Genomic DNA, 21146 nt, shown 5'->3' on the forward strand with positions numbered 1-21146 from the left:
TCTGGAAGCTCCAGTGGTGGGAAGGGAGAAAGTCCAGTGGCCACATCAGCACTGGCGGCCGTCGACTTCGGTCAAGGCGTGTCGAGCGCCTGGAGTTCGGTCGCCACCTTCGTCCCGAAACTGCTCGCGTTCCTGGTCATCCTGTTCATCGGCTGGCTGATCGCCAAGGCGCTCTCGAAGGCCGTGAGCATGGTGCTCGAGAAGGTCGGGTTCAACCGGCTGCTCGAACGCGGGGGCTTCAAACAGATGCTCGCGCGCAGCCAGTTCGACGCGTCGGGCATCATCAGCAAGATCGTCTACTACGCGATCCTGCTGATCGCCCTGCAGTTCGCGTTCGGCGTGTTCGGCCCGAACCCGGTGAGCGCGCTGCTCAACGACATCGTCGCGTGGCTGCCGCGCGCCATCGTCGCGATCGTCATCGTGGTGATCGCCGGTGCGGTCGCCAAGGCGGTCAAGGACCTGATCGGGAACGCCCTCGGCGGTGTCTCCTACGGCAAGGTGCTCGCCACCATCGCCTCGGTGTTCATCTGGGGCCTCGGCGCGATCGCCGCGCTGAACCAGATCGGCGTTGCCACCGCGGTCACGATGCCGGTGCTGATCGCCGTGCTCGCCACGGTCGGCGGTATCGCCGTCGTCGGTGTCGGCGGTGGTCTCATCAAGCCGATGCAGCAGCGCTGGGAGACCTGGCTCGGCCGGGCCGAGGCGGAGATCCCCGCCGCGAAGGCGCAGGCCGAGGCCTACCAGCGCGGTCGCGAGGACGCGGGCCGCTCGGGTGAGGTGCCGACGGAGCGGACCGCGGTCCACCAGCCGGTGTCCGCCGGACATCACGCCGCGAACCCGAACGCGCCGACCCAGCACCAGCAGTTTCCGCCCAGCCAGGGTCAGGTGCCGCAGCACCAGGATCCCGGCCAGCGGCCCCCCGGTGGAAACATGCCCCCTCCGCCGGAGTACCGCTGACCTTCCACGGGAGCGGGTGGGGCGTCCGGCCGCCCTACCCGTTCCCGGTCGGCTGGGTCCGCCGGTCGTCCATCGAGGCGGCCAGCGAACAGACGCCGACCAGCCGCGCGGTCAACCAGTCGCTGGTGGTCCACGCGGTCAGATCGGCCGGAGCACGGAACGTCCAGCCCTTGGCCTTCGCCTCGTCGAGCAACCCGCGCGTGTAGCCGGCGAGCAGGACGACTCCGGCCACCGCCGCCGAGCCTTCGACCCCGACCGCGAGGATGTCGCGCACCGCGGCGGAGTGCTGATCGAAGACGGCCGACAGCCCGGGCACGGCCGCCGCCGCGGCGAGCCCGGCCACACCGATCTGCTGGTGCAGCCGGGAAAGCGTGCTACGAGCCGAAGATTCCACCCAGGACGAGACCAGATCTTTCACCCGACCAGGTTAGCCAGGCCGGACGATTTGTCGACATCTCGGTGATGACGATCGCAGAACTCAGCACGTCTTGAGTGCCTGATCCAGGTCGTGCCACAGGTCCTCGACGTCCTCCAGCCCCACCGACATGCGGATGAGCCGGTCGGTGACCCCCGCGCCGCGCCGGTCGTCCTCGGCGACGATCCGGTGGCTGATCGAGGCGGGATGCTGGATGAGCGAGTCCACACTGCCGAGGCTGACGGCCGGGGTGATCAGGCGGACCGCGCCGATCAACGCGTGCGGATCGCCTTCGACCTCGAACGCGATCAGTGGACCACCGACGGCCGGGTAGTGCACGGCGCTCACGTTCGCGTGGCCGCGAAGCCGCTCGACGAGTTCGGCGGCCGTCGCGGACGCGGCGTTGACGCGCAGCGGAAGGGTCGAGAGACCGCGAAGCAGCATGTACCCGGCAAGCGGGTGCAGCACGCCTCCGGTGGCGAAGCGGATCTGCCGCAGCATTCCCGCGTCTTCGGCGCTGCAAGCCACCACGCCACCCATGACGTCGCCGTGCCCGCCCAGGAACTTGGTCGCGCTGTGCAGGACGAAGCGGGCACCGTGCCGCCCCGGCCGCTGGAGCACAGGAGTCGCGAAGGTGTTGTCGACCAGCACCGGAACCTCGCCCGCGGCACGCACGATCTCGGCGATGTCGACCTCCCGCAGGGTCGGGTTCGCGGGGGTTTCGAGCAGCACCAGCCCGGTGTCGGGGCGCAGCGCCGAGGCGACATCCGCCGGATCGGCCCAGGTCACCTCGGTGCCGAGCAGCCCGGACGTGAGCATGTGGTCGGTGCAGCCGTAGACCGGCCGGACGGCGACGACGTGCCGCTTGCCCTGCGCCACCGCGGCGAGCAGCGAGGCCGAAACCGCGGCCATGCCGGTGGCGAACGCGACGGCGTCTTCGAACCCTTCGAGTTCGGCCAGCGCCTTCTCGAAACGCTCGACGGTCGGGTTGCTCAGGCGCCCGTAGACCGGGAGCCCGGACAGCGAGCCCGTGGCGGCGAATTCGTCGATGCGGCCCGCCTCCTCGAAGCTGTCCCGCGACGGGTAGGTCGTGGACAGGTCGAGCGGAGCGGCGTGGACGCCGAGGTCCGTGAGATCGTCACGGCCGGCGTGGACGGCTCGGGTGCGCAGCGTTGCGGTCATACTCCAGATGGTGCGATTTTCTCCGGAACGGACGCAATATCCTCGGATATCATTCGCCGATGTCGGATTCCGTCGAACTGAGTACGGTTGATCTTCGAATTCTGCGGCTCTTGCAGAACGACGCCCGGATCTCGAACAAGGATCTGGCGGCCGAAGTCGGCGTCGCGCCCTCGACCTGTCTCGATCGCGTCAACCGGCTGCGCGAGCTCGGGGTGATCATCGGCCAGCGCGCCGAGGTCGACGCGGCCAAGCTCGGCCGCCCGCTCGAAGCGCTCCTGTTCGTGCAGGTCCGCCCGCACCGGCGCGCGTTGGTCGATTCGTTCGTCGAGCATCTGCTGGCACTGCCCGAGGTCCGTGCCGTCTACCACCTGACCGGCCCGGACGACTTCCTCGCGCATGTCGCCACCGCTTCGGCGACCGAGCTGCAACGGCTGGTCCTCGACGAACTGACCGCCCGCGACGAGGTCGCCCGGGTGCACACGAACCTCGTCTTCCAGCACTGGATCGGGGGACCTTTGCTACCACCCGGCTGATCAGGCGATGCGGACCTTGAACGGATGCCGCGGATCGGTCGGGCAGGTGAAGATGTTCAGCACTCCCCGGTCGCCGAAAGCCCAGCCAGCCGGTTCTTCCTCGTCGACCCCGCAACCGCAGCCGACCTCGTGTTCCTCCGTGGCCAGCGCGAGCGTCTGTCTCAGTTCGGCACCGCATTCCCGGCAGCCCAGGTCGACGCGATCGGCCGCGTGCCAGGCCGTCCAGCCGCCGATCTTCGCGTAGTGGTCCAGCTCGGGCCAGCCCTCCGGGTCTTCGCTCGCGCCTTCGGGAACGCCGAGCGCGGCGCGGGTCTCCGGCGGGAAGTCGCAGAGCCGGGGCAGCTCGTCGATCGAGCACGGTTCGAAGACGCAGGGTTCCGGCAGGTAGGCGGCTTCGGCGTCCTCGGGAGCCGGCGGCGGCTCCGCGATGTCCCCCACCTCGCCGGAATCACGCCACACCAGCCGGACGGCGGGGCCGCGGTGGTACGGGTTGTCGTGCTCCAGCGGGCAGAACAGGATCTGCAGGACGTCGGTGCCCTCCGGGAAGGGCAGCTCCGGGAAGTCGTCGCGGAAGAACTGCGCCGCGCCGACCATCGACGGCACCGGCTCGTCGAGCGGATGCCCGCCCGGCCACGCGTCGTCGGACGCGTCGGGGTCCGGCGGCCAGGTCACCGGGCACTCCGGCCATGGCTCGTCCGACGGCCAGAGCAGCGGGCCGCCGAAGTGGCTTTCGTCCGGACGGGGCAGGCCCGGCGCGGGGTGCAGCCGGATGGCCGTCCGGACCAGGTCGTTCAGACCGGGGATGGGCACCCCGTCGTAGGTGAGCTGACGCACTCCCGGGAGCTTAGAGGTCCGGCAGCGGATCTTCAGGTTTTGCCCGCATGATCTCGGCGTCGGCGGCGTGCACGACGGCGATGTACTCGTCGTCGATCTCGTAGTCGACGCCGTTGAACTTGAACCACGGCACGGTCGAGGTGTCGACCGGCCCGATCCGGTGATTCCGCAACGTCGTCGCGACGACGCGTTTCGGCATCTTCCGGCTCAGGTACCCGGTGCTCAGGATCGTGATCGTCTTGCGGGTCACCGCGAAGAACACTCCGGGGTTGGTGCTGCCGAAGACGTCGGCTGGGAACACGTAGTGGATCTCGTCGTCCGGATCGAGAAGTTCCTTGATCCGTTTCCTGACCCCCGCGGAAACCGGCATGGCCCCAAAATTACCGCGTCGAGTAGTCCTTGAAACCCTTTCCGGTCTTCCGGCCGAGCCGTCCGGCGGTCACGAGGTGCTCCAGCAGCGGCGCGGGCGCGAAGCCCTCTTCGCGGAACTCGTTGTACAGGGTCCGCTGGATCGCCAGCGAAACGTCCAGCCCGACGACGTCGAGCAGTTCGAACGGACCCATCGGCAGCCCGCAGCCCACCTTCATCGCGGTGTCGATGTCGTCGGCCTCCGCGTAGTGCGCTTCGAGCATCTTCACCGCGTCGTTCAGGTACGGGAACAGCAGCGCGTTGACGATGAATCCGGCCCGGTCGCCGCAGTGCACGGGGTGCTTGCCCACGGCCGCGCAGACGGCGTCGACGGTGGCGATCACGCCGGGAGCGGTCGCGATCGTGGAGACGACCTCGACGAGTTTCATCACCGGCGCCGGGTTGAAGAAGTGCACGCCGACCACGTCGGACGGCCGCGAGGTGGCAGCCGCGCATTCGATGACCGGCAGCGAGGACGTGGTGGTCGCCAGGACCGCGCCCGGCTTCACGACGTCGTCGAGCGCGGCGAAAACCGCCTGCTTGACGGCCAGGTCTTCGGCCACCGCCTCGACGACGAGGTCGACGTCGGCCAGTTCCTCGAACTCCACCGCCGGCGAGATCCGGCCGAGCGCGGCGGCGGCGTCCTCCTCGGACAGCTTGCCCTTGACGACGGCCTTGTCCAGCGACTTCTTCACCCGCGCGACCGACGCCGCGGCCTTCTCCGCGCTCCGCGCCCGCAGGACGACCTCGTAGCCGCGTTTCGCGAACACCTCGACGATGCCCGTCGCCATGGTCCCGGTCCCGACGACGCCGACCTTGCGCACCTCACGGGGCGCCGCGGTGTCCACTGTGGACTTCGCTACCGCGTCCGTCACCGTCGGCGAATCGGGCTCGTCGTAGGTGTAGAAACCCCGGCCCGTCTTCCGGCCGAGCAGCCCGGCGGTGATCATCTGCTTCAGCAGCGGGGCGGGCGCGTGCAGCCGGTTGCGCGACTGGTGGTACATCGTGTCGAGGATCTCGTACGCGGTGTCCAGCCCGATGAGGTCGAGCAAAGCCAAGGGCCCCATGGGATATCCGCAGCCGAACCGCATCGCCGCGTCGAGGTCCTCACGGGTGGCGTAGCGCTGCTCGTACATCCGCACGGCGTGGTTGAGATACCCGAAGAGCAGGGCGTTGGCGATGAACCCGGCGCGGTCGCCGATCACCACCGGGGTCTTGCCGAGCCGTTCGGCGAACGCGACCACGTCGGTGACCACGTCGGGCTCGGTGACGACGGTGCGCACGACCTCGACCAGCTTGAGGATCGGCGCCGGATTGAAGAAGTGCATCCCGACGACCTTGCCCGGCCGCGCGGTGTGCACGCCGATCTCGGTGATCGACAGCGAGGAGGTGTTCGAGACGAAGATCGTGTCCGGGCCGGTGATCTTGTCCAGCTGCGCGAACACGTCGGACTTCGCTTCGAGGTTCTCCGGGATCGCCTCGATCACCAGGTCCACATCGGACAATTCCGCCAACGACGTGGTGTACCGGATCCGGTCAAGGAGCGCGGTCCGGCCGTCGGCGTCGAGCTTGCCGCCGGACACCGCCCGTTCGGTCGAATGCTCCAGATGACCCCGGCCGCGGTGGACGCCGTCGTCGTCGATCTCCACCGCGACGACCGATACGCCGCTCCGCGCGAGCACCTCGGCGATCCCGGCGCCCATGGTGCCGAGACCGATGACTCCCACACTCGAGATTTCCCGCGCCACAACCGGCCTCCGGAGGTTACTCGCTGGTAGTTTCTCCGATCGTGCCATGCCGGGGCGCGGAAAGCAGCGGCTGTCACCCTCCGAATCGAGTAAGTGTCACTCACGGACGAGGGCACGCGGCGCTACCCCGTTCCTCCGGATGCAATGAAAGTGTCTTTCCTTGCAAATTTTGCAAGGAAAGACACTTTCATTGCACGGGCAGGCGGGGTCGGGGAGGGCCGGCCCCGGCTCACTCGCCGAAGTTCTGGTCCACCAGATCCTTGACCTTGGTGAGCGCTTCCTCGGCCTGCGCCCCCTTCGCGCGGACCTCGATCCGGTCGCCCTGGCGCGCGCCGAGCGCCATCAGCGCGAGCACGCTGTTGGCGTCCGCGGTCTCGTCGCCCAGCCGCACGGTGACCTGCGCGTCCAGCCCCGCGATGCTGCGGACCAGCACCGCGGCCGGCCGCGCGTGCAGCCCGACGTCGTTCCGCAGCGTGAGTTCGACACTGCTCTCGCCGTCCTGCGCGCCATCGTCGAACGTGAGGTCCGGGGGTGCTCCCGCCGAGGCGGCCGCTTCGGCGACGGCCTTGCGGTCCGCGCCGCCCTGTGCCGCGACGGCGGCGGCGATCGCGCCTTCGACCAGCGGCGCGTCCACCACGACCGCGGCCGACGGGTCGGCGAGCGATTCGACCGCCAGTTCCGCGGTCATCTGCGCGCTGCCCAGGTCGTACAGCAGGACGACGCCCGATCCCGAATCGGCACGCTGCGTCGCGGCGACGACCTCGTCGTAGTCCGTTCCGATCCCGCCGTCGGCCAGGCCGCCCGCCGCCGCGATGGTGACGTCCGGCGCCATCTGCGCGGCGAGTTCCGCGAGCCCTTCGGCGAGTTTGGCGCTGTGGGAGACGAGCACGATTCCGACGCTCACTTGGCGGCCTCCGCGAAGGCGCGCAGCAGCAATGCCGTCGAACGGGCGCCAGGATCCATATGCCCCTTCGCCCGCTCTCCGAGGTACGACGCCCGGCCCTTGCGCGGCACCAGGTCCACAGTGGACTCGGCGCCCTTGTCCGCGGCGTCGGCGGCCGCGGCCAGGATCGCCGCGACGCCGTCACCGGAGACCCCTTCCGCGGCGGAGACGGCGGGGATCAGGGCGTCGACCATGGTCGCGTCTCCTCCGACGGCCTTGCCGCGTGCCTGCACTCCTTCGAGCGCCGCGCGCAGGGCTTCGACCAGCAGCGGACCGTCCACTTCGGCCGCGTCGCCCAGTTTGACCGACGCACGCAGGAAAGCCGTGCCGTACAACGGCCCCGCCGCCCCGCCGACCTTCGAGATCAGCGTGGTGGCGGCGAGCTTCGCGACCGCGGCGGGGGTTTCGGGCGTCGCGGAGTCCAAAGCGGACACGATGGCGGCGAAACCACGGTCCATGTTCTCGCCGTGGTCGGCGTCGCCGATCGCGCGGTCGAGGTCGACCAGTTCGGCTCGGTGCTCGGCGATCACGGCGGCCGCCGCCCGCAAGGCGGCGGCGAGCGTCTCGGCGGTGCAGGCCATCAGACTCCCCACCTCAGGGCCGGGGTGTTCACCGGCGCGTCCCACAACTCGGTCAGCTCGTCGTCCAGTTTCAGCAACGTCAGGCTCATCCCCTGCATCTCGAGGCTGGTGATGTACGGCCCCACCAGCCGCCGTTCGACCACGATCCCACGCTCGGCCAGCAGCCGCTCGGCGATCCCGTGGGCGAGGTACAGCTCGACCAGCGGGGTCCCGCCCATCGAGTTCGTGAACAGCAGGACCTTGTCGCCCTCGGCGAAGGGCAGGTCCGTGACCACCGCTTCGACCATGCGCGCGACGAGTTCGTCGGCCGTCGTCACGGCGGTCCGCTCGATCCCGGGCTCGCCGTGGATGCCGATGCCGAACTCGATCTCGTCGTCGGCGAGGTCGAAACTCGGCTCGCCCGCGTGCGGCACGGTCGGCGCGGTGAGCGCGACGCCGATCGACCGCACCTGGCCGATCACCTTGCGGGCCAACGCCTCCACCGCGTCGAGCGTGTCGCCCCGTTCGGCGGCGGCTCCGGTGATCTTCTCCAGCAGCACCGTGCCGCCGACACCGCGACGGCCGGCGGTGTAGGTGGAGTCCTTGACCGCGACGTCGTCGTCGATGACGACGCTGCGCACGTCCAGCCCTTCGGCGGCGGCGAGTTCCCCGGCGGTCTCGAAGTTGAGCACGTCGCCGGTGTAGTTCTTCACGATCAGCAGCGCGCCCGCGTCCCCGGTGGTGGCCTTGACCGCGGCTTCCACGGCGTCCGGCGTCGGCGAGGTGAACACCGCGCCCGGGACGGCGGCGGCGAGCATGCCCTGCCCGACGAAGCCGCCGTGCAGTGGTTCGTGCCCCGAGCCGCCGCCGGAGATCACCGCGACCTTGCCCGCCAGAGGCGCGCCCACGCGTACAACGATCGCCGGGTCGTCCTCCACGCGCAGGACGTCCGCATGCGCCGCGGCGAGTCCGCGCAACGATTCCGCGACCACCGTCTTCGGGTCGTTGATGATCTTCTTCAAGGGTGGCCTCCGGCACGTCGGCGGGTGGGGTGTCCCCTTCCTACCTCTCCCGGCCGGATGCCGCCAGCGTCAGGGCTTCGGCAGCTTGGAGATCACCGATTTGGCGATCTTCGCCGTCTTCCCGCACGACGCCGCTTCGTCGGACTTCTCGTCGTAGTTCTTGTAGATCACGCTGACGATTTCGACGTCCTCGTCGGCCCACGGCTTGTGCTGCCACTCCATCTTGCACTCGGCGTCGCCGCCGCTGCCGACCTTCTGGTACACGGCGACACCGTCGATGTCGACCTTCTTGGTCCCGTCGCGTTCCTCCGGCGGGAGGCCCTTGCGGAAGCCGATCGAGATCCTCGGGTTGGAGCCCGGTGTCCAGTCGCAGGAGTGGAAGGAGGTGAGGGTGGTCGCGCCGTGCGGCACCACCTCGTTGAGGACCGCGGTGTCGGCGGCGGTGCACGGGTCGACAGCGGTGAGCGTGCCCGCGGTCGCCGGGTACTTCGCCGGCGACGCGTGCAGGGACTTCACGGCCTTCGCGGCCACCGCACGCCCCGTCGCGCACGGGTCGCCGCCGTCGTAGGTGACCGAGAAGTTGATCCCTCGCTCGGGCTTGCGCAGGGTCATGATGCCGACGTCGCAGCTCTTCCCGTCCTTGTCCTTCCGCTCGATCTGCGGCAGCCCGTCGACCGCCGAAACGGTGACGCCGTTGATCGAAGAGAAGGTCGACGCGCCGATTTCGACCCTGACCGTGAGGGCCTTGCCTCCGGCGTCGACGGCCTTCGCCCGGCAAGTGCCGAACGCGGAGAGATTCGCCGTCGGGTCCTCCGGCGTGCCGAGGCCGCTCATCACTTCCTTGTTCACCAGCCCGCACGGGTCGATCGTGCGCAGCACCGCGGGGGTGACCGCCGGATCGTTGATGTCCCCGTCGGGCACCGAGCCGGAACCGGAGCCGGGTTCGGCGGCGACGGTGGTGCGGGCGAAGTTGGACTTGCCGAGGTTCTGACCGCAGGCCGAGAGCACGCCCAGTGCGGCGACCAGGGCCAGCACGGACGCGATCCGGCGACGTCGAGCGTTGAGCAGCACGAGATGCACGGTAGCCGGAGCCCCTCGGCGCTGTCCGGACAACCCGGCTATTCGCCGCTCTCGCCGTCGGTGCTCGGCGGGACCACGATGGGCCGCAGCTTCGCCCACAGCACGAACAACCCCGCGAACACCAGCATGCCGATGCCCGCCCACAGGTTGATGTTGACGTCGGCGGCCTTGGCCAGCTCCTCCTCGGTGGTGAAGCCGATGCCCATGATCGTGAGCACCAGCCCGTAACCGCCGATGAGCAGGGCGATGATCAGCCGGATGTCGAAGACGCCGGCCTTCTTGGGAGCTTGCGAAGCAGCCATCTCCGGCCTCCTAGAAGATGATGTTGAGCACGATGGTCAGGATCAGCACGATGCCCGCGAGCAGACCCGGCTTGCGGTACCAGCCCGCGTCGTCGCCGGTCTCGTCGTGCTTCAGCGACTCCTTCGGGGTGAGGGAGTAGACGAGGCCGACCAGCTGCGCCTCCGGCTTCGGCGCGGTGGCGAGCGAGACCCCGACGCTGACCGCGATGTCGACGACGAACGCCGTACCGGCGGCCACGAAGCTGATGCCCTGCCCGGTGAGCCCGAGGACCCCGGCCTGCGACAGCAGCCACACGGTGATCGCCGAGGCGGTACCGGACACCAGGCCGACCCAGCCGGCCGTCGGCGTCATCCGCTTCCAGAACATGCCGAGGATGAAGGTGGCGAACAGCGGCGCGTTGAAGAAGGAGAACAGGTCCTGCAGGTAGGTCAGGATGTTCCCGGAGTTCGACGCGATGAACGCGGTGCCGATGGCGAGCACGGTGCCGATGGCGGTGACCAGGCGACCGAGCCGGAGGTAGTAGCCGTCCGACTCGTTCTTCTTCACGTACGACTGCCAGATGTCGTAGGTGAACACGGTGTTGAACGAGCTCAGGTTCGCGGCCATCCCGGCCATGAACGAGGCGAGCAGACCGGCGAGCGCCACGCCGAGCATGCCGTTGGGCAGCAGGTCGCGCATCAGCAGCAGGATCGCGTTGTTCGCGGTCACGCCGCTCGGCGCGTCACCGCCGTCGAGCAGGACCTGCTTGTCCTGGACGTACTCGGAAACGGTGACCGCGGCGATCATGCCGGGGATGATCACGATGAACGGGACCAGCATCTTCGGGAAGGCGCCGATGATCGGCGTCCGCCGCGCGGCCGACATGCTCTTCGACGCCATCGCGCGCTGGACCTCGACGAAGTTCGTGGTCCAGTAGCCGAAGGACAGCACGAAACCGAGGCCGAAGACGAGACCGAGGATCGACAGGAAGCTGTTGCCGAAGCCGGTGAGGTTGTCACCCGGCCACGAGTGCAGCTGCGCTTCGCCGCCGGGGCTCGCGGTGACCTTGTCGACCAGGCCCTGCCAGCCGCCGACCTTCACCAGGCCGACGATGGTCAGCGGCAGCAGCGCCGCGACGATCACGAAGAACTGCAGGACCTCGTTGTAGATCGCGGCGGAGAGGCCGCCGAGCGCGGTGTAGGAGAGCACCACCGCGGCCGCGACGATGATCGACACCCACAACGGCCAGCCGAGCAGGAGGTTCACCACGCTGGCGAGCAGGAACAGGTTCGCGCCCGCGATGAGGATCTGCGCGCTCGCGAAGCTGATGCCGTTGACCAGGTGGGCGGGTTTGCCGAACCGGCGGAGCATGAACTCGGGGACGCTGCGGACCTTCGAGCCGTAGTAGAACGGCATCATCACGATGCCGAGGAACAGCATCGCCGGGATCGCGCCGATCCAGAAGTAGTGGACGGTCGGCAGGCCGTAGAGCACGCCGTTGGCCGACATGCCCATGATCTCGACCGCGCCGAGGTTCGCCGAAATGAAGGCGAGACCGGTGACCCAGGCGGGCAGCGACCGGCCCGAGAGGAAGAAGTCGAGGCTGCTCGAGACCGACCTGCGCGCCATGTACCCGATGCCGAGCACCAGCGCGAAATAGAAGGCGAGCAGGACGTAGTCGATCGGACTTGCGTCGAGCCGCAGGTTCGCATCGGCCAGCACGTGCAACCGACCCACCTCCATAGTGAAAATGTCCACGAGAAACGCCTGGATCACGTCAATCGCGGACCATACTGCATGGATTCAGGAACGGCAGTGCGGGTGGGTGGTCACTGCCTGAGAGTGTCTGTTTTTTGACAATTCCTGTCCGGTCGGCGGCGATTCAAGGCGCCCACGGCAGCCGTATCGCTTCGATTTCGGTGTCGCTCGGCAACGCTTCGATCAGGGCGACCTTGGTGCCCTCGGTGCCCGGACATTCCGTGATGATCCCCGAAAAGGGCCGCTCCGTCGCCGGAGCGGCCCTCTCCCGTGACCGGCGGGGGTTTACCGGTCCGTGGGCAGGCCCACTTCGCCGTCCTCCTTGATCAACCGGGCGAGGACGTCGTCCGGCATGTACGTGCGGTGCGGGTAACCCGAACCCCACGAGTTGAGGAACGGCACGGCGCCGAGTTCGTCGGCACGCGGGTTGCCGAGGACCTCGTGCACCTCGTCGACCGACGTCGCCCAGCGATAGGCCTGGATACCGTTCTTGACGTCGGGCGTGTAGGCGGCCCGCTTGACGTGGTCGTCGTCGGCGTAGGTCTCCGACCACGGGACGTGGCCCAGTTCGAGCAGGACCTCGGCGGCGGCACGGCACGAGGTGCCGTTGTTGTCACCGGGGTTGGTCTCGTCCCATTCGTCACGCATCTTGGACTGGTCCCACAGCCACCGCGCGGCGTACAGGTCGCCGTTGAACATCGACATGCAGCGCGACCAGCCGAAGCCGACACACGCGCCTTCCCGGCCCTGGTCGTAGAAGGCGTACTGCTTCTCGCCATCGGTCGACTCGCCGGGTTCGAGGCAGACGCAGTGCCCGCCGCGGATCCTGGTGAGCGATTTCGCGCCGCCCTTCGCGACGAAGAATTCGCCGGACTTCTCGTCCTTCTCGGGTACGTCGAATTCCTTGTACCAGTTGACGCCGATGACGACCGGCGACCGGGTGGGCCGGTCTTCGGTGGCCAGCGCGGTCAGCGGATAGCGCTCGACGTGGCGCCAGTCGTCCGGGACGAACCGGCCGAGCCTGCCGTCCGCCGGGTCACTACCGATCGGGCGATAACGCATGGGATCCTCCTATCCCTCATCCCACCGGAATACCGCCGGCGAGTTCACTGCTGCACGATCTTTTCCAGAAACCGCCGCGCGGCCTCCCGTCCGCTTTCGAAGAGGCGCTTCTTCTCCTCTTCACCGAGCCCGAAGTCGACGGCGGAAATCCCGGTCGTGTCGACGTACACCGTCCGCCGGTTCACACCCTCCTCGTGCAACCGGTAACGATTCCAGTCCGACAGCAGGGTTTCGAGCGAACCGATGGCGATCCGCAACGCGCTCTTCACCGGTTTGTCCCTGCCGCCCACCGGTTCGCCGGAAAGCTTCACGCCCCAGGTGGGCCATCGCGGCTTCTTCGTGTCGGTGCGGTCGAAGACGGTGATCGGGAAGTTCGACAGCAGCCCGCCGTCGACCCAGGTGACGGTGCCCTCGGGACGGACGTCGAACTGCACCGGCCGGAAGTACAGCGGGATCGACATGGACGCGCGGACCGCGTCGACGATCTTCTCCGCACCGGGATCGCGGCCGTACTGGCAATAATCCCAAGGCAGCCGGACGAGTACGCGGCGCGTCAGGTCGCTGACGTGGACGACGAGGGAATACCGTTGGTACGGAAGCAAAGTACTTTCCGGATCCTCGATGGCGAGATCGGCGAAAGTGCGTACGCCGACCTCCTCCAGCAACGGCGTGAGCCATTCCACGAGATAGTCGCCGGAGTGCATCCCGTCGTGCAGGAGCAGATCCACGCCGTCACCGAGCGGGCCGGTGACCCTGTCGAACAGGGACTGATCCTGGAAACGGCGGCAGTCCAGGTCGTTCATCACCGCTTCCAGACCGCCGAGATCCTTCCCCGCCTTCTGATAAGCGGCGACCAATGCCGCCACGATCGCACCGGCGCTCGTCCCGGCGATCCGGGGAAACGAATAACCGGCCTCGTGCAACTCCAGCACCGCGCCCAGCAACCCGATGCCTTTGACGCCGCCGCCTTCCAGCACCAGATCGACACACTTCGAAGAATCAGCCATGGCACTTCACCTCTGCACCCGCGACCGCCGTATGTCGGCGGTACCCCTCGCGGAAATCGAGTGTGACACAGCGCGAGACCGAGGAATCCGGCGTTCACCCGAATGGCCCGGAAACAGCTGGTTCTTTTGCGAATGAACGCGAGTTCGTTAATTTCCCGCCGCCCTTTAGGGCATTCTGTGGCGCGAGAAAGAATGCAGATACACAGGCGAGGACTCGATTCGGTATCGGCCGTTCAGCGCTCTAAGGGGCGGCAAGCCTGCGTAACGGGGGATGCGCGGAGAGCCCCGCCGCCTCAACGGTGACCACAAGTTCGCCGTCGTCGTCGACGACCTCTACGGCACCGACCCAGCCGGCCGGCCCGAGCAAGAGTTCGCCGAGTCCGACGACATCGACCTCGACGAGCGAGTATCCGAAGTTCGTGCCGAAGTCCAAGGTCGACAAGCGGTACACGCATCGCCGAGCCCCTGAAGTACGTGAAGGCCCCCTTCATTGCGCCTAGCGCAGTGAAGGGGGCCTTCACGTACTTGCGAGCAGGGCTCAGAACAGGCGGAACTCGTCCGACTCGATGCCGCGCAGCGCGTCGTAGTCCAGCGTGAGGCACCGGATCCCCCGGTCCTCGGCCAGCACCCGCGCCTGCGGTTTGATGACCTGCGCCGCGAACACGCCCTGCACCGGCGCCAGCAGCGGGTCGCGGTTGAGCAGTTCGAGGTACCGCGTCAGCTGCTCGACACCGTCGATCTCGCCACGCCGTTTGATCTCGACGGCGACGCTGGCCCCGTCGGCGTCGCGGGCCATGATGTCGACCGGGCCGATCGCGGTCGGGAACTCCCGCCGCACCAGGGTGTAGCCGTCACCGAGGGTCTTGATGTGCTCGGCGAGCAGTTCCTGCAGGTGCGCCTCGACGCCGTCCTTCTGCAGGCCCGGCTCGGCGCCGAGTTCCTGGGCGTGGTCGTGGAAGATCTCGTCGATCGTGATGACGAGCTTCTCCCCCTGCTTGTTCTCGACGATCCACAGCTTGCCGTCCTCGATCAGCCAGCACGGCGGGCTCATCCAGTTCAGCGGCTTGTAGGCGCGGTCGTCCGAGTGCACGGACACCGAGCCGTCGGCCTTCACGAGCAGCAGCCGGGTGGCCATCGGCAGATGGGCGGTCAGACGGCCGGCGTAGTCGACCTGGCAGCGAGCGATCACAAGGCGCACCCCGCGAGGGTAGGACAAGCACGGCGATACTGTGCGCATGGACCCCGTTCAGCGTGTCAGCTCGCGTGAGGTGTACCGGAACAACTGGATGACCGTGCGCGAGGACGACGTCCGGCGGCTCGATGGTTCCGCGGGGATCTACGCCGTCGTCGACAAACCGGTCTGCGCCGTGGTGATCCCGTCCGACGGCGCCCGGTTTCACCTCGTGGAACAGTTCCGCTATCCGCTCGGGCTGCGGCGCTGGGAGTTCCCCATGGGCACCGCGCCCGAGCTGGCCGACGTCCCGCCGCTCGAACTCGCCGCCCGCGAACTGCGGGAGGAGACCGGGCTGATCGCGGGCACGATGACCGACCTCGGCAGGACCGACGTCGCGCCCGGGTTCTCGAGTCAGCGCGGGCACGTGTTCCTCGCCACGGATCTCACGCAGGGTGAAGCCCAGCGCGAGGCCGAGGAGCAGGACATGCGGACGGCGTGGTTCGAGCGCGGCGAATTCGAGAAGATGATCGCTTCGGGAGACATCACCGATTCCCAGACGCTGGCCGCCTACACGCTTCTGCTCATGCGCGAGCGCGTTCTCTGAACTCAGTCGGGCCAGACCGGCGAACGCTTCTCCAGGAAGGCCGCCATCCCCTCCCGGGCACCGGGCAACTGCGACGCCGAAGCCATCACCTCCAGCGCGAGCGCATAGGCGTCGGCCTCGGGCCGGTCCAGCTGTGCGTAGAGGGTCTGCTTGCCCATCGCCTTGCTGGCCCGGCTCCCTCGCGTCGCGCGTCCGAGCAGCGAAGCCACGGCTTCGTCCAGTGAGTCGTCCGGGACGACGCGGTTCACCAGGCCCCAGTCCAGTGCGGTCGCGGCGTCGACGACGTCGCCGGTGAGCGCCAGCTCCATCAGCCGTTTCCGTCCGATCGCGCGGGCGACCGGCACCGCGGGCGTGTGGCAGAACCAGCCGCCCTTGCCGCCAGGCAGGGCGAACCCGGCGGATTCCGCGGCGACGGCGAGGTCGCACGACGCCACCAGCTGGCAGCCCGCCGCGGTCGCGAGCCCGTGCACCCGCGCGACGACCACCTGCGGCACGGACTGCATCGTGCCCATCAGGTCCGTGCACAGCCGCAGCAGCTCACGTACGCCCATCAGGTCACGGGCGGCGACGTCGCCGAAGTCGTGTCCCGCCGAGAACACCGGCCCGGCGCCCGCCAGGACGATCCCGGTGGCGTCGGTGTCCCCTGCCTCGCGGAACGCCGCGAGCAGCTCGGCGAGGTGGTCGGCGGACAGCGAGTTCCGCCGCGCGGCGCGGTTCATGGTGATCGTGACGGTGTCGCCGTCCCGCTTCACGAGGATGTGCTCGTACTCGGCCATGCTTCGACGGTAACCGACCGGAACGTCCGGCGATACGAATCGGGCCCGACACCGACGTCGGCCCGGAGCCGTCGTCGCAGGTTGGCGGCGGTGCCGAGGCCGGACCGCTGCGCGACCCACTCGACCGGGAGCTCGGTGGTCTCCAGCAGCCGCCGCGCGAGCCGCACCCGCTGCGCGCGCAGCCAGCGTCCCGGCGTGACCCCGGTGGCCGCCGCGAACTCGCGATGGAAGGTCCGCTCGCTGAGCCCGGCGTGCCCGACGAGGTCGTCGACGCCGATGTCGTCGGCGATGCGCTCCAGCGCCCAGTCCATTGTGGACGAAACACTCGGCCGCGACGGCTTGGGCGGCAACGGATTGTCGACGTACTGTCGCTGGCCACCTTCCCGCGCCGGCGGCATCACGAGCCGACGGGCGAGGGCGGCCGCGACCTCGGCGCCGTGGTCGCGACGCACCAGATGCAGACACAGATCCAGCCCGCCGACCACCCCGGCGGAGGTCAGGACGTCACCCTCGTCGGTGAACAGGACGTCCCGCTGGACGACCGCGTCGCGAGCGGCGGTTTCGAGATCGTCCAGCAGCCGCCAGTGCGTGGTGACGGACCGGCCGTCGAGCAGCCCGGCCGCCGCGAGGGTGAAGGCACCGGAGCACAGCGAGGCCACGGTGATCCCGGCCCGGTGCGCCTTGCGCAGCGCGGCGACGGCCGGCGCGGGCACCTCGGCGTGCGGATCGACCCGGCCGGGCACGAGGACGAGATCGCAGCCAGCCAGCCCGCTCAGCCCATGGGTCGCCTCGACCTGGCCGAACGGGTGGATGGCGACCCGGCCGCGGCCGGACGCGCAGAGCCGGACCTCGAAGGGGCCGATGGCACTGTCGGTCCGGTCCACGCCCCAGACCTCACCGATCACGCCCAGGTCGAAGGACCGGCTGCCGGGCAGGAGGAGTACACCGACGGTTCGCATGGCAGAAAAGTACCGCATCGCGCCTCTTCTGCCACTCCCCTCCAGGAACGATGCGCGTGAGACTCGATGCCATGACCACTGAAACCAAGGCCTTGATCGTGATCGACGTCCAGCGCGGCTTCGACAAACCCGTCTGGGGTCCGCGCAACAACCCCGGCGCGGAGGCCAACATCAAGGCGCTCGTCGACGCCTGGCAGGAGCGCGGGCTGCCGATCGTGCTGGTGCACCACGACTCCGTGAAACCCGGCTCGTCGCTGCGGCCCGGCCAGGAGGGCAACCACTTCAAGCCGGAACTCGACGGCGTGCGCGCGGATCTGGTGTTCGGCAAGAAGGTCAACTCGGCCTTCCACGGCGACATCGATCTCGACGGCTGGCTGAAGACGCGGGGCATCACGTCGTTCGTGCTCGCCGGGATCCAGACGAACTTCTGCTGCGAGACGACCGCGCGCGTCGGCGGGAACCTCGGCTACGGCGTGACTTTCGCGCTCGACGCCACCTTCACCTTCGACCTCGCCGGGCCGGACGGCGGCGTCCTGACCGCGGACGAGCTGTACCGGGCGACCGCGACGAATCTGCACGGAGGCGGATTCGCCACGGTCACCTCGACGAAGGAGGTCTTGAGCGCGCTCCAGTGAGCGCCAGCCACTCGCCCACCGACGTTGTGAAAGCCACTTTCGCAACGTTGAAGGTTGCGAAAGTGGCTTTCACAACATGATCACCAAGCGGCCACCGGCCTCACGCCCGGTCGATCACGGCCTTGAGGAACCGCCGCGTCCGGTCGTGCTCCGGATCGTTGAACAGCTTGTCCGGCGCCGCGTCCTCCAGCACCCGCCCCTGATCGAACATCATCACCCGATCCGAAACGTCCCGCGCGAACTGCATTTCGTGCGTGACACAGAGGATCGTGATGTCGGTGGACGTCGCGATCTCGCGCAGCACACGCAGCACGTCGGCGACCAGTTCCGGGTCGAGCGCCGAAGTCACCTCGTCCAGCAGCAGCACGTCCGGCCGCATCGCGAGCGCGCGGGCGATCGCGACGCGCTGCTGCTGGCCACCGGAAAGCCGGGTGGGGTGCGCGTCCTTCTTGTCGGCGAGCCCCACCATCTCCAGCAGTTCGACGGCCCGCGCCTCGGCCTCGTCCCGCGAGACGCCGAGCGAGTGGACCGGCGCCTCGGTGATGTTGCGCAGCACGTTCATGTTCGGGAACAGGTTGAACTGCTGGAACACCATGCCGATCCGCTTGCGCGCTTCCCGCAGGTACTTCTCGTCCGCGGGCACCAGCTTCTCGCCGCGCTTCATATGGCTCAGGTGGTCACCGCAGACCTCGATGGTGCCGGCGTCGACCTTCTCCAGCGTCATCAACAACCGCAGGATCGTCGTCTTCCCGGAGCCGCTCGGCCCGATCAGCGAGACGAACTCCCCCGGCGCGACGGTGAAATCGAGGTCCTGCAACACGACGTGGTCCCCGAAGGACTTGACCACCTGCGAGAACCGGATCATCGGGGAATCAACTGTGGGCGGCACGACGCTCCAACCTTCTCACCAGAATCGAAGCCGGCAGGCTCACCAGCAGGAACAGCACCCCGGCCAGGGTGTACGGCTCGGTGACGCGGAACGTGTCGGCGCCGACCTCCTTCGCCCTCGCCAGGACGTCGACGACGCCGATCGCCAGCAGCAGCGGGGTTTCCTTGAACATCGAGATCGTGTAGTTGCCGAGCGCGGGCAGCACCCGCGGCACCGCTTGCGGCAGGACGACCGCGGTCCACACCCGCGACCTCGGCAGGTTCAGCGCGGTCGTGGCCTCCCACTGTCCTTTCGGGACGGCTTCGATCCCGGCACGGTAGACCTCGGCGGCGTAGGTCGCGTAGTGCACGCCGAGCGCGATGACACCGGTGGTGAACGGGGACAACGTCATCCCGCCCACCGGCTGGATCACGTAGTAGAGCACGAACACCTGGATCAGCAAGGGCGTGCTGCGCACGAACTCGATGAACAGCAGAACCGCCTGGGACAGCACGGGAATCCCTGTCCGGCGGATCAGCGCGAACACCAGGCCGAGCGCGTACGCGACCACCGAGGCCAGCAGGGTGATCTCGACGGTGACGAGAAGCCCTTCCAGCAGAAGGGGAACCGATTTCGCGGCGGATTCCCAGCTCCAGTCCATCACACACCTCCCGCGGTGGCCGTCATCTTGGCCGGCGCCCGGCCGAGGCGCCGCGCGGCGATCCGTTCCAGCAGCCGCATCCCGCTGGTGATCAGCAACGCGAGCAGGAGGTAGAGCACGAGTTCGGTGCCGTAGATCCAGCCGAGTTCGGCGCCGAACACCGGCCGCAGCAGTTCACCTTGACGCGCCATCTCCGGGACGGCGATGAACGAAAGCAGCGCGGTGCTCTTCAGCAACTGGATGAAGAGATTGTTGAACGGTGGCAGCATTTCCGCGAACGCCTGCGGCAGGATCACCCGCCGCATCCGCTGGGCGGGCGTCAGGTTGAGCGCGACGGCGCCTTCGAACTGCGCGCGAGGCACCGAATTCACCGCGCCGCGGACGATCTCCGCGCCGTAGGCCCCGTGGTTGAGGCCCAGCACCAGGATCCCGGCGAACATCGGCACCAGCTGGAAGCCGACCAGCACCGGGAGCACGAAATACAGCCAGAACAGCTGGACGACTTCCGAGGTACCACGGAAGATCTCGACGTAGACACGGGAAATCCCCCGCACCGTCCGTGACGGCGAGCCCAGCGCGAGCCCGGCGATCAGGGAGAGCACCACGGTGAGCGCGATCCCGCCGACGGCGGCGGTGACGGTCGCGGTCAGTCCACTGAGGACGGTCGTGATGATATGCGACACCGACGACGACATGACGTCAGCCCCACCTACACCGCGCAGAGTTTCTCGGTGGTGACGTCGGCCTTCGGCAGGTTGTCCGCCGAGAAGCCGAACGGCGTCACGATCCTGGTCCATTCACCGCTGTCCTGCAGCTTCTTGAGCTCGACGTTGAAGGCCTCGCGCAACGGGTTGTCGTCCTTGCGGAAGACGAACGCGCCGGCGGAGACGACCGGCTTGCCGTCCTTGATCGGATCGAAGCCCGGCGTCACCTCCGCCGCGGCACCCGGGCTCTTCGCCAGCACGTCCTTGAGCGAGATGTCGGTGAGCGCGGCGCAGTAGACCCGGCCGTCGGTGACCGCACGGAGCATGTTGTCCTGCGAGTCGAGGGTGACGATCTGGTCCTCGGCGACACCGGAGTCGGTGGCGTATCCCTTCTCCACGGCCGCGGAGAGCACGGCGACCTTGACCTTCTTCGCCGCGATGTCCTCGAACTTCAGCACCTGCTGCGGGTTTCCCTTGGGGACCAGCAAAGCGGTCAGCGCCGAGTAGTCGGGGATCGAGAAGGCCGCCGCGTCACACCGTTCCTTCTTGATGTTCATCCCGGCCGCGACGATGTCGTACTTCCTGGCGTTGAGCGCGGGGATCAGCTGGTCGAAGGAGACCGCTTCGGCTTCCACGTTGTCGATGCCCATGGCCTTGAAGACGGCGCGCGCGACCTCGGGCGCCTCGCCGGTGACCTTGCCGGATTGGTCGGTGAAACCGTACGGCGCTTCGTTCGCGATCCCGATCTTGATCTTCTTCGCGTCCTTGGCGGCCTGCAGGGCGTCACCGGAAGACGTCGACGTGCACGCGGACAACAGCACCGGGCCGCCGATCGTCACCGCTCCCAGTACCGCCGACCGCCGGAAGAACTCTCGCCTCGACCATTCGCCGTGCGCCATCGCGGCACCTCTTTTCGATTAATCGGTTTAATCGAAACGTAGGTGGGTACCCACAGGCGAGCAGTGTGAGCGGGT

Annotated in this window: 25 protein-coding genes; 4 read left to right on the top strand and 21 right to left on the bottom strand. The window is 68.3% G+C overall.

The features are described from left to right. Positions 1-36: 36 nt before the first annotated feature. Complete coding sequence (locus tag AVR91_RS21315; RefSeq protein WP_063272560.1) at positions 37-957, top strand: mechanosensitive ion channel family protein; 921 nt, start codon at positions 37-39, stop codon at positions 955-957. A gap of 34 nt (positions 958-991) precedes the next feature. Here the strand turns inward: AVR91_RS21315 and AVR91_RS21320 are convergent, their stop codons facing one another. Both AVR91_RS21320 and AVR91_RS21325 read right to left on the bottom strand, forming a co-directional pair. After that, positions 992-1375 carry a DUF6401 family natural product biosynthesis protein gene (locus tag AVR91_RS21320; protein ID WP_016336813.1) on the bottom strand — a complete coding sequence of 128 codons (384 nt, stop codon included), beginning with the start codon at positions 1373-1375 and terminating at the stop codon, positions 992-994. Positions 1376-1435: 60 nt separating this feature from the next. Next, positions 1436-2554, bottom strand: coding sequence for a trans-sulfuration enzyme family protein (locus AVR91_RS21325; RefSeq protein WP_063272559.1), 1119 nt, complete (start codon positions 2552-2554; stop codon positions 1436-1438). Between the two features lie 59 nt (positions 2555-2613). Here AVR91_RS21325 and AVR91_RS21330 point away from each other — a divergent pair, with 59 nt between their 5' ends. After that, positions 2614-3087 carry an Lrp/AsnC family transcriptional regulator gene (locus AVR91_RS21330; RefSeq protein WP_063272558.1) on the top strand — a complete coding sequence of 158 codons (474 nt, stop codon included), beginning with the start codon at positions 2614-2616 and terminating at the stop codon, positions 3085-3087. On the opposite strand, the gene AVR91_RS21335 is transcribed toward AVR91_RS21330, so the two are convergent. From AVR91_RS21335 to nucS, 13 genes are all read right to left on the bottom strand, one after another. Next, entirely contained in the window at positions 3088-3921 is an 834-nt protein-coding gene (locus tag AVR91_RS21335) for a YwqG family protein (RefSeq protein ID WP_063272557.1), read from the bottom strand. It lies immediately after the preceding gene. Positions 3922-3931: 10 nt separating this feature from the next. Further along, positions 3932-4291 carry a hypothetical protein gene (locus AVR91_RS21340; RefSeq protein WP_063272556.1) on the bottom strand — a complete coding sequence of 120 codons (360 nt, stop codon included), beginning with the start codon at positions 4289-4291 and terminating at the stop codon, positions 3932-3934. A gap of 10 nt (positions 4292-4301) precedes the next feature. Next, positions 4302-6077 (bottom strand): 3-hydroxyacyl-CoA dehydrogenase family protein, encoded by a 1776-nt coding sequence (locus tag AVR91_RS21345; RefSeq protein ID WP_063272555.1) that lies wholly within the window; start codon positions 6075-6077, stop codon positions 4302-4304. Positions 6078-6306: 229 nt separating this feature from the next. After that, positions 6307-6981 carry a dihydroxyacetone kinase phosphoryl donor subunit DhaM gene (gene dhaM / locus AVR91_RS21350; RefSeq protein WP_063272554.1) on the bottom strand — a complete coding sequence of 225 codons (675 nt, stop codon included), beginning with the start codon at positions 6979-6981 and terminating at the stop codon, positions 6307-6309. Beyond that, positions 6978-7601 carry a dihydroxyacetone kinase subunit DhaL gene (dhaL, locus tag AVR91_RS21355; RefSeq protein ID WP_072030430.1) on the bottom strand — a complete coding sequence of 208 codons (624 nt, stop codon included), beginning with the start codon at positions 7599-7601 and terminating at the stop codon, positions 6978-6980. The genes dhaM and dhaL overlap by 4 nt, the downstream gene beginning before the upstream one ends. Continuing rightward, positions 7601-8602, bottom strand: a complete 1002-nt coding sequence (gene dhaK / locus AVR91_RS21360) for a dihydroxyacetone kinase subunit DhaK (RefSeq protein ID WP_063277171.1) — start codon at positions 8600-8602, stop codon at positions 7601-7603. Before dhaK ends, dhaL begins: the two co-directional genes overlap by 1 nt. 69 nt (positions 8603-8671) lie before the next feature. Then, positions 8672-9673 carry a DUF3558 domain-containing protein gene (locus AVR91_RS21365; protein ID WP_228709277.1) on the bottom strand — a complete coding sequence of 334 codons (1002 nt, stop codon included), beginning with the start codon at positions 9671-9673 and terminating at the stop codon, positions 8672-8674. 47 nt (positions 9674-9720) lie between these two features. Next, the gene (locus tag AVR91_RS21370) at positions 9721-9984 is read right to left on the bottom strand and encodes a hypothetical protein (protein WP_016336823.1); all 264 of its coding nucleotides are present in this window, start codon (positions 9982-9984) and stop codon (positions 9721-9723) included. Positions 9985-9994: 10 nt separating this feature from the next. After that, complete coding sequence (locus tag AVR91_RS21375) at positions 9995-11692, bottom strand: sodium:solute symporter family protein (protein WP_063277177.1); 1698 nt, start codon at positions 11690-11692, stop codon at positions 9995-9997. Between the two features lie 315 nt (positions 11693-12007). Continuing rightward, the gene (locus tag AVR91_RS21380) at positions 12008-12784 is read right to left on the bottom strand and encodes a hypothetical protein (protein WP_063277169.1); all 777 of its coding nucleotides are present in this window, start codon (positions 12782-12784) and stop codon (positions 12008-12010) included. A 44-nt stretch (positions 12785-12828) separates the two neighbouring features. Further along, positions 12829-13791: a patatin-like phospholipase family protein gene (locus AVR91_RS21385; protein ID WP_063277168.1), complete on the bottom strand. Its 963-nt coding sequence runs from the start codon at positions 13789-13791 to the stop codon at positions 12829-12831. Positions 13792-14032: 241 nt separating this feature from the next. Beyond that, positions 14033-14242, bottom strand: a complete 210-nt coding sequence (locus AVR91_RS21390) for a hypothetical protein (protein ID WP_063277167.1) — start codon at positions 14240-14242, stop codon at positions 14033-14035. Between the two features lie 87 nt (positions 14243-14329). Further along, entirely contained in the window at positions 14330-14989 is a 660-nt protein-coding gene (gene nucS / locus AVR91_RS21395) for an endonuclease NucS (protein ID WP_037341446.1), read from the bottom strand. Between the two features lie 37 nt (positions 14990-15026). Between nucS and AVR91_RS21400 the strand changes: the two genes are divergently transcribed. Further along, on the top strand, positions 15027-15569 hold the full coding sequence (locus tag AVR91_RS21400) for an NUDIX domain-containing protein (protein WP_063277166.1): 543 nt from the start codon (positions 15027-15029) through the stop codon (positions 15567-15569). A gap of 2 nt (positions 15570-15571) precedes the next feature. Here AVR91_RS21400 and AVR91_RS21405 read toward each other — a convergent pair whose 3' ends face one another. Both AVR91_RS21405 and AVR91_RS21410 read right to left on the bottom strand, forming a co-directional pair. Next, complete coding sequence (locus tag AVR91_RS21405) at positions 15572-16345, bottom strand: enoyl-CoA hydratase-related protein (RefSeq protein WP_037341443.1); 774 nt, start codon at positions 16343-16345, stop codon at positions 15572-15574. Continuing rightward, entirely contained in the window at positions 16318-17304 is a 987-nt protein-coding gene (locus AVR91_RS21410; RefSeq protein ID WP_063277165.1) for a GlxA family transcriptional regulator, read from the bottom strand. The genes AVR91_RS21405 and AVR91_RS21410 overlap by 28 nt, the downstream gene beginning before the upstream one ends. A gap of 71 nt (positions 17305-17375) precedes the next feature. On the opposite strand from AVR91_RS21410, the gene AVR91_RS21415 reads away from it, so the two are divergent. Further along, complete coding sequence (locus tag AVR91_RS21415) at positions 17376-17939, top strand: cysteine hydrolase family protein (RefSeq protein ID WP_063277164.1); 564 nt, start codon at positions 17376-17378, stop codon at positions 17937-17939. A 100-nt stretch (positions 17940-18039) separates the two neighbouring features. Here the strand turns inward: AVR91_RS21415 and ehuA are convergent, their stop codons facing one another. The 4 genes from ehuA to ehuB are packed head-to-tail and all read right to left on the bottom strand — an operon-like array spanning position 18040 to position 21071. Continuing rightward, positions 18040-18804: an ectoine/hydroxyectoine ABC transporter ATP-binding protein EhuA gene (gene ehuA / locus AVR91_RS21420; RefSeq protein WP_063277163.1), complete on the bottom strand. Its 765-nt coding sequence runs from the start codon at positions 18802-18804 to the stop codon at positions 18040-18042. Positions 18805-18811: 7 nt separating this feature from the next. Beyond that, positions 18812-19468 (bottom strand): ectoine/hydroxyectoine ABC transporter permease subunit EhuD, encoded by a 657-nt coding sequence (ehuD, locus tag AVR91_RS21425; protein ID WP_016336837.1) that lies wholly within the window; start codon positions 19466-19468, stop codon positions 18812-18814. Continuing rightward, on the bottom strand, positions 19468-20163 hold the full coding sequence (gene ehuC / locus AVR91_RS21430; protein WP_037341434.1) for an ectoine/hydroxyectoine ABC transporter permease subunit EhuC: 696 nt from the start codon (positions 20161-20163) through the stop codon (positions 19468-19470). Before ehuC ends, ehuD begins: the two co-directional genes overlap by 1 nt. 14 nt (positions 20164-20177) lie before the next feature. Then, positions 20178-21071 carry an ectoine/hydroxyectoine ABC transporter substrate-binding protein EhuB gene (ehuB, locus tag AVR91_RS21435; RefSeq protein WP_063277162.1) on the bottom strand — a complete coding sequence of 298 codons (894 nt, stop codon included), beginning with the start codon at positions 21069-21071 and terminating at the stop codon, positions 20178-20180. Positions 21072-21146: the final 75 nt, after the last annotated feature.

The organism is Amycolatopsis keratiniphila subsp. keratiniphila (genome assembly GCF_001620365.2).
In the GTDB taxonomy this organism is placed as follows: domain Bacteria; phylum Actinomycetota; class Actinomycetes; order Mycobacteriales; family Pseudonocardiaceae; genus Amycolatopsis; species Amycolatopsis keratiniphila.